A 20,485-nucleotide genomic window follows, 5' to 3' on the forward strand; every position below is an offset into this window, starting at 1 on the left:
CAAATTCATCCTTGACGGAATCCAGTCCATAATAAAACCGCTACCACACCGAAACAAAGGATATGTCTCTATTTTTGGTAAAACCATAGATGTAGGTTAATCATGTTTTTTTAATCAGCGTTTTGATACTCACTGTCTTCCCCAAATAGCTACCGAATTTGACCTCACGATCAATTCTTCGACAGGCAGACCAATCGGGCAAATGTTATGGCAAGCTAATGATTTCCCGCATCCCTCAAAATAATTTTCCTTATATTGAGTTGAAACCTCATTCCGATGGCTTATTTCCTGTTCTTCATTCAGAATCCGAAATGCGTTGACTGCAGCAACAGCGCCTGCGAAAGTCCCATTTGCAGAGAAGTTAGGACACACTTCAAGGCAGCAGCCACACATCAGACAGCGTGCCGACTGATATCTCGGTTCATGTGTCCACGGATTCATATAAGCTTCACTTTCAAGCCAAAGGTTCAGTTTTTTCAAATTTTCAAACAGAATTGACCGGTCAACGATCAAATCTCTTACAAGCGGAAATTTGCTTAAAGGTTCCAAGGTGATTGTAGAACCTTTTAACGTATGTAGAAATGTAGAGCATGCCAGCCTCGGACGTTCGTTAATCAGCATGGCGCAAGCCCCACATTTTCGCACCATACAGCTACATTCCCAGCTGATGGGAGTAACTATATTCCCTGAATTATCTTTCAAAGGGGTTCTACTGTTCAATTCCTTTAGAACATTGGCAACAGAGCTGTTTTTGCTTCCGTCAAACTCAAATTCCTGCCAATAACTGTCTGATTTCTGACTCTCCTGCCGCCTGATTCTTATTTTATATACCAAGTGAATCACCGCCTTTCTGGAACAGGTACAAAGGAAATCTGTATCTGCTTTCCATCAAATCTGGCTACCGTTGTTTTAAAGTAATCATCGTCATTGCTCTTCGGATAATCCTCCCGCCAGTGTGCACCACGGCTTTCTTTTCTTGCAAGAGCACTCTTTAGAACTGCCATGCCAAGCAATGGAAGATTTCCTGTCAGCGCTTGTACCGTTCGAATCCCATTTAACAACGTATTCTCATTTCTGACAACGCCCATAGTATCCTGCATCACTTTGTTTAATTGCTTTATTTCTGAAATTTGAGACGTTGGTGGAAAATCTATCTGTGTCGCACAAGATAGATCTACTACATCTGCCTGTTCACATGCTGATTTTGCCGCAACACGTCCTCCGTATAACGCTCCTAACAGAGAATTTCCACCAAGACGGTTGGCACCATGATATTGGGCACAGCATTCTCCGGCAGCGTAAAGATTCTGAATCGGCGTTCTGTGCTGCTCATCCACCAGAATGCCTCCCATAAAATAGTGAATTCCCGGTAAAACAGACACCGGTTCCTTTCGTATATCTTTATGCAGATAGGTCATACAATCGTCTGCCAGACCAGATAGCTTATTTGAAATAATCTCCTCCGATATTTCCGTCATGTCAAGAAATACCTCTGATTCATGGCTGACCTTCCATATCTCTCTGGCGGTAATATCTCGTGGCATCAGATTTCCAAGCTCCGGGTATTTTTCCTCCATGAAATACCATTGTTTTCCATCTTTCATGGCAAACAACCTGCCACCTTCCCCTCTGGCCGCCTCGCTGATGAGCATGCGTTTTCCACCACATTTCACAGTTGTCGGATGGTACTGGATCATCTCGCCATTTGCCAGAGGAACACCAAGCCGGAACAATTCTGCGGTGACTTCTCCTGTATTGCTCAGCGAACCCGTTGTATTTCCAAACAATCCGTGCATACCACCGGTGGCAACAATAACCGCATCCCCCGGTAATTCCACAGTCTCCTGACTGTATTCATCCCTGATTACGCAGCCACAACAAATATTGCCACACAGACGAAGTGTTAGGAAAGAATGATGGCTGAACCGTTCTACCATACCAGATGCTTCTTTCCTGCGAACAGCGTCTATCATAGCTGTCATGATCTGCTTCCCGGTATCGCTCTGTGCAAAAGCAGTCCGTTTCTTTTTCTGCCCGCCAAAATTCCGCAGATCCACATCATCATAGCCACTCATGTTAAATTTAACTCCAAGTTTTAGCAGCCAGTGCACCAGCTCCGGTGCTGCCTGTGTCATTCCCCAAACTGCATTTGGATCTGCCAGACCACATGCTGCCTTTATTGTATCTGTAAAATGTTCTTCGGGACTGTCGTTTTCATCTTTTGTATTCAAAGCTGCGTTGATACCGCCCTCCGCCATAACAGACTGTGCCCGCTCTGACGGAAGGGAGGAAAACAGTTTTACATTGCATCCATTTTCCGCTGCCTGCAAAGCCGCTGAAAGTCCTGCCAGTCCAGCACCTATAATAATAATTGTCTTACTCATAGATATTGCCACCCAATATAATATAAAATAACCGCTCCCGCTATAAAAAGAAGAAGCACCGAAAGGATCAAATAAATATCACTCCTTCGTTCTTTATAACTGATGATTCCCAGTGATACGAGCAATGGGCGGATATTGATAAAAATATGGACAAAGATTGCCGCTACGAACAAAAGCTGAGTTACCATCTTTACAGTTGTAAAAGGGAACAAAATATATGTCCCATTCTGCACCTTTCCAAACAAGCCAATATGGAATAACAGCAGAATCAGTATTGCCATCCCACTGGCTCGTCTCGCCCAAAATATGACGTTTTGTTTCAGATACATTTTTCCTGATTGCTTCGCTGTCTGTAAACTCTGAACTGTCAGGATGACACCAATCACCGTATGCACAACAAGAATACCAACACCAATCCATGCAAGAAGTTTCCCTGCACTACTTCCAACTCCGTTCAGCATAAAGCTGCCCATGATTCCATGAATCATAAAAATGAGAAGCATTAAAACAGACAAAATCGTATTCCATTTTCTCATAAATTCCCGCTCACCTCATTTCTTCGCTGTCCATGATCATATAGTCCATCTGTGTTAGCGTTGTAACGTCAATAAAATCATCCGATGCCAGGAATACATCATACTTTCCACTTACCACTCTTGATAGCATCATTGTGTTACTGTACTCTTTCAGATCTACGGAAAAACCGGCCTGTTTCAACCTGTCACAGAGTTTCTTAGCATAACTGACAAGCGGATAATCCGTCTCAGATACATATAACCGAAAACTAATGTCCGTTTTCATGAGATCTGTTTCATTTGTTTCCGAATCGTCCAGTGCCAATTCTTTTAATTTATTCCGGGTGTTCTCGTTGTCGAGACCATCTGACATCATATTAATACCGAGAACATAAGAGCCTTCCAACTGTGCGGAGGCTTGAGCCGCCTTTTTTGACTTCGGTGTTGCTCCTGTGACTGCATCAATCATAGAAGGCGGTGAATGTAAAATGACACCAAAACCTACAAGAAAAACAATCGTAACAACTAACAGAATCAGTTTTCGTTTCACATTTCCACCTCATTTCCTATTTTTTCAAAATTCTCATTGCGTTCAAAACAGCAATTATGGTAACGCCTACATCACCAAATACAGCTTCCCACATTCCCGCAATACCAAGAGCGCCAAGAATCAGGAACACACTCTTAATCCCAAGAGCAATCACTATATTCTGCATGACAATCTGTTTTGTCGCTTTTGCTACTTCAATCGCGTCCACCAGCTTAGACGGTTCATCTGTCATCAGAACCACATCCGCAGCTTCAATGGCCGCATCTGAACCAAGACCACCCATTGCGATACCAACATCCGCACGAGCAAGGACAGGAGCGTCATTGATACCATCACCAACAAAAGCTAATTTGCTTCCCTGTCTCTTTTTACTGTCTAAAAGCTCAACCTTTTCCACTTTTTGATCAGGAAACAGTTGTGCATAATATTCATCCAACTGCAATTCTTCCGCAACAGCCTTTCCGATTTTTTCATCATCACCAGTAAGCATGACTGTTTTTTCCACACCGATATGTTTCAAATCAGAAATTGCTTTTTTGCTGTCCGGCTTTACTTCATCTGTTATCAAAATGCATCCGGCATATTGACCATCTACTGCTACATAAACCTTTGTACCAACTTTTTCACAGGCTGTGTACTCCACATGCTCTGAATCCATAAGTTTCGTATTGCCAGCATAAACTTTCTTCTTTCCTGCCATGGCACTGATTCCATATCCGGAAATTTCCTTGTAATCAGAGATAACTGATTGGTCAATTTCTTTTCCATAAGCAGAGAGAATGGATTTTGCAATAGGATGGTTAGAAAAGCTCTCTGCCTGGACCGCATACTCCAGAACCTGTTCTTTTGAAAATCCATTTGCAGGCAGAATATCAGTCACATTGAAAACACCCTTTGTAAGTGTTCCAGTTTTATCGAACACAATAATGCTGACATTATTAAGCGCCTCTAAATAATTACTTCCTTTTACAAGAACACCTCGTTTAGATGCCGCACCAATACCTCCGAAGAAAGTCAGCGGGATTGAAATGACCAATGCACATGGGCAAGATACCACAAGGAAAACAAATCCTCTGCGAATCCACTCTGTCCAACCTCCACCAAGAAGGATCGGTGGCAGAATTGCCAGAATAGCTGCTAAGATTACAACAACAGGAGTGTAATAACGTGCAAATGTAGTAATGAAATTTTCTGTTGGTGCTTTTCTACTGGACGCATTCTCCACAAGATCAATAATCTTTGAAGCAGTAGATTCACCAAATGCTTTCGTTGTCTTAATCGTTAAAACACCCGTCTGATTCATACAACCGGAAAGTGCTTCGTCTCCTTTATGAACGCTTCTCGGAACCGATTCTCCAGTTAAAGCCCTCGTATCCAGCATAGAATCTCCATCCAATACCACACCGTCTAATGGGATTTTTTCACCAGGCTTTACAATAATAATCTCGCCAATGGCAACACTTTCAGGAGATATGGTAATCAATTCTCCGTTCCTTCTGACTGTAGCACAATCCGGACGTATATCCATTAAATCTGATATAGATTTTCTGGAACGCTCAACAGCCAATGACTGGAAAAATTCACCAACTTGATAGAACAGCATAACAGCAACTGCTTCCGGATATTCACCAATGACAAAAGCACCAATCGTAGAAACGCTCATCAGGAAATGTTCATCAAACACACGTCCCTTTGAAATATTCCTCACAGCTTGCCATACAACATCCCCGCCAAGAATAATATAGGAGACAATGAGAAAAACTAACTCGACAGGCAGTGGCACTTTCGCAAAAACTGTCAATGCCATACCAATACCATAGATTGCTGCGCCAATCGCTAAACGAATCGTCAACTTCTTGTCCTCATTGTTATAGGATGTATTGGTATCCTGTTTTTTTGCAGGTATATAGTATTCCTGTGCAATTTCGGAAACTTCTACATCTGGCTCATGGCTGTGGACAATCGTTTCAATCTGACTGGCTATTGTATTTGCGGCAACTGGAGCAACATTGATTGTCAGCGTCTGCTTCATCAAATTTACAACTGAGGATTGTACTCCATCCAATTCTCCGACTTCTTTTTCAATTTTTGCGGAGCAGTTCGGACAGTCCAAGCCTTTTAATAAAAATATTCGTTTCATAATGACCTCCTTGTAATTTGTTTAGTTGCTCAATTGCTCAACTATAACGCTAAAAATATTATTTCTGCCATAGATGCTCAAATCCCTTATCAATAATCTCTTTCACATGATCATCTGCCAGAGAGTAGTAAACTATCTGCGCTTCTCTACGGAATTTTACCAAATTCGCAAGACGCAATGCCTTTAACTGGTGTGAGATTGCGGATTTCGTTACCCCCAGTAGCACAGCAAGATCACATACACACATCTCACTCTGTTCCAGAGCGTGTAAGATTTGTACTCTGGTACCATCTCCAAATAGCTTAAATAAAGATGCCAACTGGATATAATCATCTTTGGGTTGCATCTTGGATTTCACATCATTCACAATATCCTCATGAATCACATCACAATTACAAATATAAGACGGTTTAGACATACACTTACCTCGTATAATCGAAGTTGAATAGTTGTTCAACTATGATTATATTCATTTTTTGTTCTATGTCAATAAGATTAGTAAATATCTTCTTGGATTTTTGTTTTTAACTGCTTAATACTTTTGTACCGCATCAAAGAATGTGTAGATGAGTTTGAATATAAATTCAAGGACTCCGAAACAGGAAAAATTAAAAAGTTCAAGATAACAGAAAAAAGGATTGTTACTTTTAATCCCAAACTGGCCAAGAAGCAGATATATGAGATTAACTTCTCTTTTTTCTTTTCGTAAAGATTCCTCAAAGTATCTTCCTTTTTCTGATATCTATAAATGAGCAAAGTTCGTGATTTTGCAGAAAAAAAGATACCTCGATTCCGGATGTTACATTGAAAGCGACCAAAAGCTCCGTTTTTCGAATCAACGAAAAACTCCACAATAGCAAACAGGGCTTTGCCCTAACAAAAAAAGGCTTCACACCACGACCACCGCCGCAATGCAAAGCCTCATCACTCACTATTATATTCTTGTCACAAAATCCAGCGAGATCCACCCATCCCGCTCTTTCTCATATGCTTTCAGCAGCCCCCACTTTGATGCTCCGACACCGTCAGCCTCAGCAACAATAGTAAAACAGCCAACACCCGTATATTTTCCAACCTTCTCCTGATCCGTTCCCGGCTTCTTCCGGATATTCAGATCCGAAATCTCCACACGAACCAGATACGGACGAAACACCTCTTCCTGCTTCTTATCCACGGAACTGTACACTGCCTTTCCATTCTCATCAAACACCGAAAATCCCGGATGCTCGTCTGCACATTTCTTTGCATTGTCCAGCACCTGAAATGCTCCTGCCTGACTTCTGGCATCCTTCCAGTCTTTTCTCACCCGGTACCAGACCTTTTTCTCCACCTTCACGCCATCAAACCGTGTCAGCCCATACTTCTCAATGATGGCACAGATCTTCTGTACATAAAAACTGTCCGTTGCATAGCCGCCATCCTTAATGATCCGGACAGCCTTCCGGTAATCCTTCTCCCCGGCCAGTCCCGCATATCTCTTTTTCTTCCCATTCATTGCGCCCAGCAGATAAGCAGAATGATCCGCAATAGACTGCTCCACACAGACATACTTCCGGAAATCCGCAGTCACCGTGTACAGCTTTCCGGTTCCATCATCCTCCTGCGTCTTCTTCCGGTACTTACTGGTTCCATCCCAGATACTTCCATTCCAAGTATTCCCAGACAACACGCACTTCATCCCACTGGTTTTCATATTCTCTGCACACAGCACTCCAATCCGCTCAGCTGCCTTCTCATCGGAAAGCCCCAGAAACACAGAAGCCTGCGCCCCTCCAGCTTTCCCAGACATAGCAGCCTTCACAGCTTTCCTGAATCCAGACATCGTATAAGGCAGTCCCAGACCTTTCCACAGATGCTCCGGATCTCCATGATTTGTAGCAATTCCCCTTGCGTGTCCCTCTCTATGGGAAATCACCACACCATCTGCCAGCGGATCCAGACCAAACTTCTTACAAAGCATGGCAAACAATTCCACCGCTGCTTCATACGTCCGCACTGCAGATGCTCTTGCCTTCTCCAGATCAGAGCAGGTAAAGCCCGATCCGCTGGTATACCGGATGCAGGCAGGCTCACACATCTCCACACCAATATGCGTATTATTTCCACTTCCCTTACTACCGGAGCCACAGTGCCATCCCCTGTGATTCCATGGCAATGCCTGATACACCGTTCCATCATTCCCATCAATGAAACCATGCACACAGGCACTTCCAAAAGAAGCATGATTCCAGGAAGCAAGAAAGACCTGTGCCTTCGGCTGCGGACATCCAACCGAGTGAAGCATCAGGCCTTTTACAGTAATTTTTCTCCCTGCAGTATAGCAGGGATTCTTCGTCAGAAAACTTTCAACCAGTCTCATTCCCCATCACTTCCTTCTCCTCTGTCATGCAGCTGTTCCAGCACATCCTTCATCTTCTGCGGGATTGGCAGCCCCAGATGTCCTGCATTCTCCAACAAACTCACGCCCTCATTGGAAATATAGAAAAAGATCACCGCCGTTCTAAGCACGGATCCATTTCCAATTACCGATACATCCAAAATATTGGCGGCTCCCACCAGCAAAAAGATCAGCACCTTTCTGCAGATCCCCCGGAATCCCACCTCACTGGAAAGCGTATGGTCCGCAAAAGCACACATCACCCCGGTCAGGTAATCGATCACCACAAAAGCGATCAGGGCATACAGAAGCCCGTCACAGCCTCCCATAAACCAGCCCAGCCATCCGCCTACAGCCATAAAAACCATCTGAATAAAGTTCCAAAATTCCTTCATGCCAGAATCCTCCTCCCATGAAAAAAGCAGCCCCCATTTCTGAGAACTGCCGTAAATAAGTTTTCTATCTTCATGCCTTGCGGCAGAAAGACCTACATTGTTTCCTCCGTCAGCGTATACGTGATCTTCATGGTCTTGTCCGTATTCTTCACCACTGCTGATGAAAGATTATTAATACTTGCCAGATAAGGCGTCAGAAGATAAGCACACCTGTGCTCCTTTCCGTAACTGCCGCCCCACATAAACACAAAGTTCTTATACTGGAACAAAGGCGTTGCCATGGCTTCAAACCTTGCGCTCCCCTGCGTCTTGATCACCCTGTCATCCGCCGTGATCTGGAAATCCCCTGCCACGATCATGTCCCCGAGAAGTGTCATATACACCTCACAGGAACCGGCCTCGCCTAAGGATTTCAGCTTGGAAGTAAAGCCCAGCGGGATCAGTGTCACATCCGCTGAATTTGCAACATTGATCTTATAAACTCCCTTCTTATCATAAGAAGGCACATACAGATACCCCTTCCTCACACAGCATTTTACATTCCGTTCCGGATAGGAACCGTCCTTTGCCCTTGTGCCCACTTCCGAAAGCTTCGCCTTGGACAGTGTCCAGCTTCCCTCCGTAAAGGAATAATCCTTTTTGGAGATCCGGATCCACACCATCTTCGCATCCCCGGAAGAATTCGGCTCATTGGAAAATCCATACCAGTATCCGTCATGCCCGTCCATAAATTCCCCGTACTTTGTATAATCCCCCAGGAACGTAAAGCTTTCCGTTGTCAGTGTCTGTTCCTCCAGTACGGTATAAGTGGTATCATCCAGTTTCTCATTCAGCCCGATGTTAAACACCGGGATCCGGATCTTCGTAATGGTCACACTGGAAGTCCCAAAGGTGACGGAATACAATAGGTTCTTTTCAAAATCCAGCTCCACTGCCTCAAACAGTGTCATCTGCCTCGCCTTCGGGATATCCCCGATATCCACCTTTTTCAGAAGCAGGAACGTGCTGGCATCCCCTGCCGCACTGCCAAAAGCATTCTGCCCGCCCAGGGCACTGGTCAGTGCCACAGCTGCAATATTCCCGTTTCCCTGGCTGGGAGTGAACTCCCACACAAACTTATATCCATTGTCCAGTTTCTTGCTCTCCGTCTGGTTCAGGCTTCCCCTCGCCACATTGGAACCGGAATTAACATTGTTGGAAGCATAAGCCACCGGCAGGTTCTTCCCCTGCTCGTAAATATGATCCGCCTTTTCTTCCAGCACTGCCGGAAACAGCAGGATCCCGCCGATCATGTTCAGGCAGATGGGAAGCAGCGTCCCGTTCCACAAAACAGAATTGTCATACTCCCCGCTGGCTTTCAGATAAATCCCCATGGGATTCAGCCCCAGAATATTATTCACCGCTTCTGTGATCATGTTCGTCTCCTGCACGGTTTCCACCGCACCCGTATTCGTATCGGTCAGTTCAATGACCATCTCACCTTTTAATCTCATCACACGCCCTCCATTTCTACCGGCCTGCAGAAACCGCTGATTCCCGCTTTCTCAGCAAAATACACCTCAAAGCCTCTGTTCACTGTCTCCTTCATCTGCATGGACAGCGAATCCCGGAAACCATTCACATCCAGTCCACCGCCAATGGCAAATCTCCTGGTATAATCTTCCACCTCAAGCTTTCCGTCCCAGGCTTCCCCAGCCGCCATTGCCTGTCCGCTGACAGAAGCAATGCAGTTTCCCATATCAACCGTCCCGCTGCCATTCTCCATCCAGAGATACACATTGAACGTATTCGTATAATTGGCAACGATCTTCTCAATGGGATAATACAGCGACAAAATATGTTTCCCGGAATGCCAGGTCTCCACCGGACAATGCTCCACAATCTCCTCGTTATTAAATTCAAAGACCACATGGCAGACCGCCTGCCCGTCCTCCTGCCACTTCACCGGCAGGCTCACATCCACAGAAACCTCCGAACCACTCCAGGATCCAGATCCGGATCCGGAATCTGATCCACCAGAGACATCATCTGTACTTCCTGTATTCTCATTCCCGGAAGTATTTCCACCTTCATTCCCTGCCGCATCATTTTCAGAATTTCCTGCATCCGATGTCTCCCCAGTTCCATCAGAACCATCCGTGCCATTTCCAGTTCCACTGCCACTTCCGCCCGGAAAAGGAATCACCACAGTCCCGGAAGCCTCCGCAGACCGTTCCACCGGATCCGCAGCCACATCCACAACAACCTGTGCAAAGAACTGCATATGGTTCTCTTCGTAAGAAGCAAACTGGATACTGATCAGCTTCACCCTGGTCTGCCCGATCTCATGCGCGGAAGCATTGGTAAATGTATGGATCCCGATCTTCCCAGTCTTCGCATTATCCTCAATCTGGTTCAGCAGCCCCGAAATATTCTTGTCATTCCTTGACTTTGCCTGAGCCAGCCTCGGGTTCTTCCCCACACATTTCAGGCTCTGCTTTCCCCCGATCTTCTGTCGGATGGAAGTGATGCAGGTAATCTGTCCCTCATCCGCCTGTCCTCCTGCAAATGTCAGCACATCCCCCGGATCCAGGGCAGGGTTCCCGATGGTATCCGAATCAAACGGCACATACCGGATCACGGACAGATCTGTCAGGATATTCCTGCACAGCATCTCTCTGGTCTCCTTTAACCCAAACTGCAGAAGCGGATTCACTCCCAGATTCATGGTCAGCCCGTTATCCGGATCCAGCGCATAATACTCTGCAATCTGCGTCTGCTTATTCGTGGAACTCACCGCCGTATACCTGGTAATAAAATCCGAAAAACTGGAAGAAAACCGGTGTCTCTGCTCCACCTTCATCACAGGATCCTTCCCGTATTTTCTCAGTTCTAGCTTTCCCTCCCTGTTGATAATAAAGAAACCTCCCAGAACCTGTGCCACATAAAACAGCACGTCCCGGCAGGTCTCAATATCATTTTCAGTATAAACAGAAAGCGTCACCCCGCCATTCGGCATGGCATCAATCTCCGCCCTCTTATTCGCAAGCTCCACTTTGCATCTCTTACAGCACAAAGCAATAAAATCATAAGCAGTCCCCACAGTCTCAAACCCGTTGAAACTCTTATCAAACCGCAGCATAAAATCATAAGCTTTCAGTTCCAGGCACTTCGCCAGACGGTTCGCCTCACTGACCTCAAAAACTCCCATCGGCACATCTTCCACAGAGCCATCCGCCAGCACCAGATGAAACACCAACGACACCTGTGCATCTTCCAGTGTATACCGGTCAATGTCGCTCAGAAGCGTGATCCCCATCTCCGCCGCATACACCGTCCCCAGTTCAATCTCCGTGCTTCCACAGCACTGCCTGGTAATATATCCGGAACCCTTCACAATCTCCTTCGCCCCGAACTCATAAAACACTCCGGCCTTCGTGACGATCGTACCCGTCCAGTAATATTTTCTTGTATTGCTTTTCACAGCCCTCAGAAATCCATCCGACACCGGATACATCCCGCACCTCCGTTTCCGCACGAAAAAAGCACCAGCCACCATAATTGACCGATGCTTTCCCATTTTTACTATTACAGCCAGTTCCTTCCCTACCTGTTATATGTCCAGTGATCCAGATACCACTGATGCAGTTCTTCCGTTGTCCTGCAGCACTCTGCAATCTGTCTTCCCTCTGAGATCCACTGACAGGTTTCATTCCGAAATGTATCAATGTCCAGAGCATGAAACTTATACGTTCCACCACGCATGTGCATGACCTCATCATCACACTGAAACTCAAAATAATCATCCCCATCCAGAATAACCTTTCCCGTCAGATTCCATATCCACGACCACGAAGGATCATCCCCAGGAACACAGATGGACAGCCTTCCATCTTCCTGAATAAGAGGAGCCACTGCAATATTTTTCATTCTTGGCATATACGGCTGTTCAAACCAGTATGCTTTCTTCTGATTCATTCCTTCTCCATGTCAATTAACAATTCTACTATTCAAAGCAACTCAATAGTTTATTATTTGTTTTCCAAAAACTTGATAATTTCATCAACCAGTTCAGGATGCCATGCATCAGAATTAAACACACCTTTATGCCACATTGAAAACTTAGCTCCTTTATCAGTAGTCCCCCAACCATTAGCATAATGAACTAGCAGTCCCATCTGTTCCATAATTTTATTTAATGCATTTACGCTTTTTACATTATACCCAAGTTTCTGCAATTTCTCGACAATCTCTCTTTTGTATAAATCTCCCATGAAATTGTACGGCATGCTTTTCCCTCCTGATTAATCGTTAACAACAGATAAAACTCGCATTAATTTTTCACTTGATTTCTTTTTTAGTATAGCATTTTCCTACATTTCTTTCAATGTAAAACTCACTGTCCACAGCCCCTTATAGCTGGTATCCTTTTTCAGCTTCGCTTTATACCCAGTCACATACATCTCAGACAGTTTCAGCTCCGATGTCTCCACATCAAAATACTGCACGCTGATCTTATCCAGTTTCGCATACCCTGCCAGCTTCTTAAGCCACTTCGCCGTAACAGAAAACGACACCGGGATCTGCGCAACGCCATGCCGCACCACATCCCTCTGCGTCGTCCCTGCCTCCGTCTCACCACCGGAATCCGCTTCCACATCCTCCAGCTCCACCTCATAGGAATCTCCGGATTATGTATATACCACATATGTCTGGTATTCCGGGACATGATGGTCACATCCCGGTCATCCATATAAATTATTTCAAAATATCCCGGATCCAGACATTCAAGATCTTCCCTGCTAAACACCTGGTGCCTCCTTTCCAGAATACCCTTCCAGTGCTTTCTCCATGATTTCCTGCACCGCTCCGGCATCCATCTGCCCAAAATACCTCTCATACAATTCCACCGGCAGCTTCACAGACACACTCTGCGGCTTCTTCTGTTCTTTTCCTACCAGGACACTTTCAACCGCCTCTTTCGTAATCTCCTTTCCCATCTTCTGCAGTTCCACTGCCTGCTTCGGTTTCAGTTTCTTTCCTTCTGCTTCTGCCACCTGCTGGATCATCTTCTGCATCTTCACATTCAGATAAGACAGATCCACAGCGGCTACCATTGCCAGCGTCCCCTTATCAACGGCATCCTTAAACTCCGGAATCAGCCGGTCCAGCCGCATGTATCTGGCAATATTCCTTCCAGTCATTCCATATTCCTCACCAAGTCCATCACGGCTTTTCTGTGACTTGTGGACATCATGTCCACAGGTTCTCTGTCTGGACTTGTGGACATCGTGTCCACAGGTTTCTTCCAGAGCCTCAATCTCCTGCCGAATATCATTTCGTTTCCCCTGACTGCTTATCTTTTCATAACGTGCCACCAGCACTGCTGCCTTCTCTGATGGAAGCAGTTCTGCAAAAGATCTCTGCAACAGGTTTGTCTCGATCACATATACATAAGCATCCTCATCAGACAGATCTGTCTTCACTATCGCAGGCACTTCCGTCAATCCTGCTATCTTCGCCGCATTGGTTCTGTTATGCCCTGCAAGCATCTCATACCCCCTTGCAGCCTTCCTCACGATCACCGGATTCAGCACACCATACGCCCTGATGCTCTGTACCATATCTTCCAGACGGTCTCCCTCATACAGCCGGAATGGATGATCATAAAACGGATGGATTTCCTCAACAGGAATAGAAACAATCCCGTTCACAGCCACTGACGTATCCTGCACCGGATCCTCAGCAAGAAGATCCAGTGCGTCCTGAAATACTTTTCTTTTTGGTGCATTAGCTTTCATCCCCAGCCACCTCCTCTGCCAGATTCCGGTATGCTTTACAAGCCTTATTCTCCGGTGCATACTCCAGAAGCGGCTCACTGTAATAAATTGATTCTCCCACCTTTACTGTATTCGGTATGATGCTCTTGAAAATTCGGATCTGTCCATCAAAAGTTTCCGTCAGCTGTTCTGTGATTACCTTGCAGAGATTTGTTCTTGCATCACACATAGTCAGCAGGATTCCTGAAATCTGCAGGCGGTCATTCAGTCTGCTTCTGACTTTCTTCACTGTCCGGATAAAATCCTGCAATCCCATCATTGCCAGAAGCTGCGGATTGACAGCAATAATCACCTCATCAGCCGCCGTCAGTGCGTTAATCGTCAATGTTCCGAGCGATGGACAGGTATCTACAATAATATAGTCATACAGCCCTCTCAGCGGCTCCAGAATGCCGGTCAGCATCTTCTCTGAACCCATCTCCATCCGCAGCTTACTGTCCACTGCTGAAAGCATCATGGATGATGAAATAAAGTCCACGCTATTTCTGCTCTGAATAAACTCTGACAGATCCGGCATTTCCTCATCTTCCAGCCGATTCATCATCAGATGTCCAATCGTCACCGGCACAGCCGCAGGATCTTCAATTCCGAAGCAGGTTGTCAGATTTGCCTGGCTGTCAAAATCAACAGCCAGAACCCTTTTTCCCATCTCAGCCAGTGAATAAGCCAGGTTCCAGGAGCTGGCAGTCTTGCCAACTCCCCCTTTAAATGATCCGCACATGATAATTCTTGCCACACTTTCTCCCCCTCTCATGCTTTCTTTCCATAACAGCCAGCACTCTGCTCTGCCACATATTTTGCAGTAATTTCTTCTTTTTCATTCTGGTATCTGATTTTCAGTTTCTTAATCTCCTCATCCATAAATGCTGTTTTTGCTTCCTGCTCCTGTGCTTTATTCACATCCGGCGTGATAATCAGCTGACCATTTTCACATTTCACCTGCACATAATCCCCAAGATGAAATCCCAGTTCTTCCAGCCACTTTCCTTTTAATGTAATTACCGGAACCGTCTCATATTTATAACCGCTCTGTCCACAAACCTTCATATTTCTTACATTTTTCTTTGCCATAGAATTGACTCCTTTCAGATTTGACTAATAGATTTTCAGATAAAAAGAAAAAGCCGCTGACACGTTATTTTCTAACGCATCAACAGCTTCTGTCTTGCTTTGTTTCAGTGTATTATTCGGTTTTGTAAAGGTTTATTTGCTTTCAGCATTTTCCCTGATACGGTAATAATCATCCATATCAATGCCTATTTTTACCTTGGCATCTGGTTTTCGTTTGCCCAAAAGGCACACAGTCTCCACCGAATCGGTGACCGGGAACATATCAACCGGCTGCATCTTCTTCACCAGATAATCTCTCTTTGTAAGATATGCAAGGTCTCTGGCCAAAGTCTCCGGATTACAGGATACATAAACGATCTTCTCCGGGGAAAGGCTCAAAAGAGAATGCAGGAATTTACGGTCACTTCCTGCACGCGGAGGATCCATAAGAACTACATCCACTTTTTCCCCTTCTGCAGCCATTCCTTCCATAAACCAGCCGGCATCCCCCGGAACAAAACGGACATTACGAATCTTGTTCTCTCTGGCATTCATTCTGGCATCACGGATGGCATCACGGTTCAGCTCCACACCAATGACGTCTCTGGCATTTCTGGAAGCAATGATCCCAATGGTACCTGTTCCGCAGTAAGCATCGATCACACGCTCTTTCCCTGTCATTGCCGCAAACTCCATGGCTTTTCCGTAAAGCACTTCTGTCTGCACCGGATTTACCTGATAAAAGGAAGACGGTGAAATACGGAAGGTCAGTCCCATAAGACGGTCTTTGATAAATCCCGGTCCGTAAAGTACAATATTCCGGTCTCCGAGAACCATGCTGGTCTGTCTGTCATTGACATTGAGTACTACAGTTGTGATCTCCGGATGTTCCTTGCGGAGAGCTTTTACAAAATTATTCTTGGACGGAAAGATCGGTGAAACCGTAACCAGAACTACCATGATCTCCCCTGTAGAAAATCCTCTGCGCACAAGCACATGTCTGAGAAGTCCGTAACCTGTGTCCTCATCATAAGTCTTGATCTTAAAAGATTTCAGCATACCACGGATGGTACGGATGATCTCCTGGCTCTTTTTATCTTCGATCATACAGTCGTCTACAGAAACGATCCTGTGGCTCTTTTCCTCATAAATGCCGGAGATCACATTTCCTTTCCGGTCACGGCCAAACGCCGCATGCACTTTATTTCTGTAATAATAAGGATCTTCCATTCCGATGATCGGCTCAACTTTACCGAATTTTTTCAGAAGGCCTTCTGTAATTTTCTGTTTCTTGCGAAGCTGATCCTGATAGGGCACTCCCTGGTAACGGCATCCTCCGCATTTCTTCGCAACTGAACAGACTGTTTCTTTCTGCTCCATTTATATCTCTCCTCTTTCACGGGCACAAAAAAGATGTTCCCAGTTATTTTCACTGAGAACATCTTAGCAGACCTTATGTTTTTTTACAAGAAAATCCTTGATTTATGCCTGATATGGCTCGTTAAATACAAGAATATGTCTCTTCACATTCTCATAAGTCCCCTGAACCATAGCCTCATTGAGATCAAAGAAATTATGTTTGTCTGTGGATGCCATATATTTCTCCACATGAGCAGTCAGGCTGTTAAAGCTTGCTGTGGCAATATTCACCTTGCGGATACCAAGAGAGATCGCTCTCTGGAAATCTTTGTCCGTGATACCACTGCCGCCATGAAGAACCAGCGGAATGTCCACTTTCTCATGGATCTTCTCCAGTACATCAAAAGCAAGAGTCGGTGCTACCGGATAGTTACCGTGTGCATTGCCGATGGCAACTGCAAGAGCATCGATACCTGTCTCTCTTGCATAAACAACTGCATCATCCGGGTCTGTGCAGCGGATACCATGGTCACAGCTTCCATCCTCACTTCCGCCTACAAGACCAAGCTCAGCCTCAACGGTGGCGCCATATTTACGGGCTTTCTCCACAACCGTCTTTACCTTGGCGATATTTTCCTCAAAAGGAAGAGTGGACGCATCCAGCATAACGGATGTAAAACCAAGCTCCAGAGCCTTGTCAACCGTCTCAAAAGTAAGGCCGTGATCCAGATGGACAGCCACATCCACCTTGGCTTCTTTTGCAGCCTGCACCATCATCGGTCCCATCAGATGAAGCGGGGAATTCTTGAGACGAACCTCCGCGATCTGAAGGATGATGGGTGTATTTAATTCTTCTGCGGCGCGGATCGCACCTTTCACCATCTCCATATTACCAACGCTGAAAGCACCACAGCCAATATTCTTCTCCTCGGCACGCTTCAGCAGATCTTTCATTTTCACAAGTGCCATGACTGATCCTCCTGTCCTGTTAATCGTACACTGTTTACAGAAAAAGCGGTGTCCACGCACTTCTGGCCGATACCGCTTTTTCCGTCTGATTTATATTATTTATTATTTAGAGTCCTGTCTTCTCGGCAATGAATTTTCTTGCACGGATCGCATACTCAAGCGGATTAGCCTTAGCCGGATCCTGCTCAGCCTCTACAACCATGTATCCTTCATAGCCAGCCTCTTCCAGAACTTTGAAGATCGGATCATAGTTGATGCATCCATCTCCAGGAATTGTGAAGGCACCAGCTCTTACACCTGCAAGGAAGCTCATGTTCTCTTTCTTAACCTGCTCAACAACTTCCGGACGGATGTCTTTCAGATGAACATGTTTGATTCTGTGAACATACTTCTTAACAACTTCAAGCGGATCCTCTCCACAGTATGTAAAGTGACCGGTATCAAAAAGAAGGCTTACATACTCAGGATCTGTATTCTCCATCATGCGGTCAACCTCAGCAAGGCTCTGTACAACAGTACCCATATGATGATGGAAAGTAAGGGCAATGCCATACTCCTCTTTGGCGATCTTACCAAGTTTGTTCATACCTGTGCAGAAAGTATCCCACTCCTGGTCATTCATCTCATATTTATGGCCGAAGATCGGAGTATCCAGCTGACCCTGAACACTGTAGCTCTGCTCAGAAGCGCCAATAACCTTAGCCCCCATAGCTTTCAGGAAAGCAAGCTGTGCACGGAACTCTTTCTCAACTTCCTCAAATGGTTTGGTGATAAGGAAGCTTGAAAACCACTGGTTACAGATCTCAACACCGCGGAGTTCAAGAGCTTTCTTGAGAACTTCCGGATCTTTCGGATATTTGTTACCAACCTCGGAACCTGTGAAACCGGCAAGGGCCATCTCACTGACACACTGCTCAAAAGTATTCTCTTTGCCAAGGTCCGGCATATCATCGTTAGTCCATGCAATTGGTGCAATACCAAGTTTTACTTTATTCTTATCAAACATTGGTCAATTCTCCTTTATTATTTGAATTATTCCATAATCTCAGAAATCTTAACCGGTCTGTGCTCCTCGCTGGATTTCTTAGCTGCAAGACCCATTAATACCGGTTTCAGACCATCATAAACATTAAGAGGTGTCTCTTTGTCATTAACGATGGCATCGATAAATGCTGCAACCTCTTTACCGTAAGCATCCATGTATCTCTCAAGGAAGAAGAACATCGGTTTCTCACCGGTAACACCTTCAGCATTGCTGATCACTGTGGAAGACTGGCTGTCATTGGAAATAGCTGCCATACCCTCAGAGCCGAATACCTCTGCTCTCTGATCATATCCATAGGAAGCTCTTCTGCAGTTATCGATAACAGCGATGGCTCCGTTCTCCATCTGAAGAGTGATAACAGCTGTATCAACATCTCCTGCCTCACCGATAGCCGGATCAACCAGGTTCGCACTCTGAACATAAACCTCAGTAGCATCACAGCCTGCAAGGAAACGAGCCATATCAAAATCATGAATGGTCATATCCAGGAACATACCACCGGAAACCTTAACATAATCAATGCTAGGCGGCTCAGGATCGCGGGAAGTAATCTTGATGATCTCCGGTTTACCAACCTTACCAGCTGCAACAGCCTGCTGAAGAGACTCAAAGTTGTGGTCAAATCTTCTGTTAAAACCAACCTGATATTTCAGATTCGTGCCCTCAAGAGCATTGATAACCTCTTTGATCTTGGCAATATCATGATCGATCGGTTTCTCACAGAAAACATGCTTGCCAGCCTTGATAGCCTCAACAGAAATCGGAGAATGAGTATCTGTAGAAGAACAGATCAGAACTGCGGCAATCTCAGGATCGTTGATGATCTCCTTATAATCCTTAGTCGTATGCTCAACACCCATGCTCTTAGCCCATGCAGCAGTCTCATCATTTAAGAACGGATCAGCAACAGTCTTGATCACTGCATCCGGCACCCTTGTTGTGATACTGGTGATATGAACTCTACCAATTCTACCTGCTCCGATAATACCAACTTTAATCATAGTTTTGATCTCCTTTTGATTTATTTTCCCAATGTTATCCTCTTGCGTGTCCGAACACGCTCTTTATGCTTAATATAATATCATCGTAACCCACAAATCGCAACCCCTAATATTGTACAATATTACCATCTTTTTTCTATTAAAAATGACGAGAACTATTTTTAGCTGCAATATGCAATATTTTTAGGTCAACTTCACCACAACAATTCCAACACATCCCCACACTACTCCATATCAAAGCCACACTACCACTGCTATCCAGCCAAGCGCCACCCTCCCATCAGACAAACTCAGCTTCTACACCTCCAAGCGTCCAGCACAGCGCCGACGCACACCACCCTCCCGTCACGCAAGCGTAAACTCAGCCCCTCCAACTCCAAGCGTCCAGCGCAACGCCAACGCACACCACCTTCCCGCCATGCAAGCGCAAACTCAGCCTCTCCAACTCCAAGCGTCCAGCGCAGCGCCGACCCACACCACCTTCCCGCCACGCAAGCGCAAACTCAGCCTCTCCAACTCCAGGCATCCAGCGCAGCGCCGATGCCCGCCACCTTCCCGCCACGCAAGCGCAAACTCAGCCCCTCCAACTCCAGGCATCCAGCGCAGCGCCGATGCCCGCCACCCTCCCGTCAGACAAACGCAAACTCAGCCCCTCCAACTCCAGGCATCCAGCGCAGCGCCGATGCCCGCCACCCTCCCGTCAGACAAACGCAAACTCAGCCCTTGCAGTCGTCCAGCGAAGCGCTGACGACCCACAACCTATCCGTCAAACGACCTTATTTCTCGCTGGATGCACCAGCCGTGGAAGGGGATGCTGTCTGGCTCTGCTTCTGCAGGAGGGGAGCTGATTCTTGGGCGGCGGAAATCTGCGTTGTTTTACA

20 protein-coding genes are annotated in these 20,485 nt (G+C 45.7%); all 20 read right to left on the reverse strand.

Going from position 1 to position 20,485, the window contains the following annotated elements:
* Positions 1-129: 129 nt before the first annotated feature.
* Positions 130-843: a succinate dehydrogenase/fumarate reductase iron-sulfur subunit gene (locus tag GPK81_RS04660; protein WP_330384935.1), complete on the reverse strand. Its 714-nt coding sequence runs from the start codon at positions 841-843 to the stop codon at positions 130-132.
* On the reverse strand, positions 840-2,384 hold the full coding sequence (locus tag GPK81_RS04665) for an FAD-binding protein (protein ID WP_215706616.1): 1,545 nt from the start codon (positions 2,382-2,384) through the stop codon (positions 840-842). Before GPK81_RS04665 ends, GPK81_RS04660 begins: the two co-directional genes overlap by 4 nt.
* Positions 2,381-2,920, reverse strand: coding sequence for a hypothetical protein (locus GPK81_RS04670; protein ID WP_009203875.1), 540 nt, complete (start codon positions 2,918-2,920; stop codon positions 2,381-2,383). The genes GPK81_RS04665 and GPK81_RS04670 overlap by 4 nt, the downstream gene beginning before the upstream one ends.
* Before the next feature lie 10 nt (positions 2,921-2,930).
* Positions 2,931-3,449 carry a DUF6921 family protein gene (locus GPK81_RS04675; RefSeq protein WP_008703789.1) on the reverse strand — a complete coding sequence of 173 codons (519 nt, stop codon included), beginning with the start codon at positions 3,447-3,449 and terminating at the stop codon, positions 2,931-2,933.
* 16 nt (positions 3,450-3,465) lie between these two features.
* Positions 3,466-5,589, reverse strand: a complete 2,124-nt coding sequence (locus GPK81_RS04680; protein WP_215706617.1) for a heavy metal translocating P-type ATPase — start codon at positions 5,587-5,589, stop codon at positions 3,466-3,468.
* A gap of 58 nt (positions 5,590-5,647) precedes the next feature.
* Complete coding sequence (locus GPK81_RS04685) at positions 5,648-6,007, reverse strand: ArsR/SmtB family transcription factor (RefSeq protein ID WP_021650476.1); 360 nt, start codon at positions 6,005-6,007, stop codon at positions 5,648-5,650.
* A 516-nt stretch (positions 6,008-6,523) separates the two neighbouring features.
* Positions 6,524-7,948: an N-acetylmuramoyl-L-alanine amidase gene (locus tag GPK81_RS04690; RefSeq protein ID WP_215706618.1), complete on the reverse strand. Its 1,425-nt coding sequence runs from the start codon at positions 7,946-7,948 to the stop codon at positions 6,524-6,526.
* Entirely contained in the window at positions 7,945-8,361 is a 417-nt protein-coding gene (locus GPK81_RS04695) for a phage holin family protein (protein ID WP_215706619.1), read from the reverse strand. Before GPK81_RS04695 ends, GPK81_RS04690 begins: the two co-directional genes overlap by 4 nt.
* A gap of 92 nt (positions 8,362-8,453) precedes the next feature.
* Positions 8,454-9,854: a hypothetical protein gene (locus GPK81_RS04700; RefSeq protein WP_215706620.1), complete on the reverse strand. Its 1,401-nt coding sequence runs from the start codon at positions 9,852-9,854 to the stop codon at positions 8,454-8,456.
* Positions 9,854-11,857: a hypothetical protein gene (locus GPK81_RS04705; protein ID WP_215706621.1), complete on the reverse strand. Its 2,004-nt coding sequence runs from the start codon at positions 11,855-11,857 to the stop codon at positions 9,854-9,856. The genes GPK81_RS04700 and GPK81_RS04705 overlap by 1 nt, the downstream gene beginning before the upstream one ends.
* A gap of 89 nt (positions 11,858-11,946) precedes the next feature.
* Positions 11,947-12,318, reverse strand: coding sequence for a hypothetical protein (locus GPK81_RS04710; RefSeq protein WP_215706622.1), 372 nt, complete (start codon positions 12,316-12,318; stop codon positions 11,947-11,949).
* A 53-nt stretch (positions 12,319-12,371) separates the two neighbouring features.
* The gene (locus GPK81_RS04715; RefSeq protein WP_215706623.1) at positions 12,372-12,629 is read right to left on the reverse strand and encodes a hypothetical protein; all 258 of its coding nucleotides are present in this window, start codon (positions 12,627-12,629) and stop codon (positions 12,372-12,374) included.
* Positions 12,630-12,713: 84 nt separating this feature from the next.
* A complete protein-coding gene (locus GPK81_RS04720) occupies positions 12,714-13,013 on the reverse strand; it encodes a hypothetical protein (protein ID WP_291543553.1) in 300 nt (99 codons plus the stop codon).
* 129 nt (positions 13,014-13,142) lie between these two features.
* Positions 13,143-14,141: a ParB N-terminal domain-containing protein gene (locus GPK81_RS04725; RefSeq protein ID WP_215706624.1), complete on the reverse strand. Its 999-nt coding sequence runs from the start codon at positions 14,139-14,141 to the stop codon at positions 13,143-13,145.
* Positions 14,131-14,916, reverse strand: a complete 786-nt coding sequence (locus tag GPK81_RS04730; protein WP_148446718.1) for a ParA family protein — start codon at positions 14,914-14,916, stop codon at positions 14,131-14,133. Before GPK81_RS04730 ends, GPK81_RS04725 begins: the two co-directional genes overlap by 11 nt.
* A gap of 14 nt (positions 14,917-14,930) precedes the next feature.
* Complete coding sequence (locus GPK81_RS04735; RefSeq protein WP_148446720.1) at positions 14,931-15,251, reverse strand: SymE family type I addiction module toxin; 321 nt, start codon at positions 15,249-15,251, stop codon at positions 14,931-14,933.
* Between the two features lie 132 nt (positions 15,252-15,383).
* A complete protein-coding gene (rlmD, locus tag GPK81_RS04740) occupies positions 15,384-16,610 on the reverse strand; it encodes a 23S rRNA (uracil(1939)-C(5))-methyltransferase RlmD (protein ID WP_243278894.1) in 1,227 nt (408 codons plus the stop codon).
* A gap of 102 nt (positions 16,611-16,712) precedes the next feature.
* Complete coding sequence (locus GPK81_RS04745; protein ID WP_118071573.1) at positions 16,713-17,558, reverse strand: class II fructose-bisphosphate aldolase; 846 nt, start codon at positions 17,556-17,558, stop codon at positions 16,713-16,715.
* Between the two features lie 106 nt (positions 17,559-17,664).
* Positions 17,665-18,564, reverse strand: a complete 900-nt coding sequence (gene iolE, locus GPK81_RS04750; protein WP_118063076.1) for a myo-inosose-2 dehydratase — start codon at positions 18,562-18,564, stop codon at positions 17,665-17,667.
* 26 nt (positions 18,565-18,590) lie between these two features.
* Entirely contained in the window at positions 18,591-19,604 is a 1,014-nt protein-coding gene (iolG, locus tag GPK81_RS04755) for an inositol 2-dehydrogenase (protein ID WP_021977196.1), read from the reverse strand.
* Positions 19,605-20,485 lie beyond the last annotated feature (881 nt).

It is taken from the genome of Blautia sp. MCC283 (assembly GCF_018785565.1).
Classification (GTDB): Bacteria; Bacillota; Clostridia; order Lachnospirales; family Lachnospiraceae; genus Blautia_A.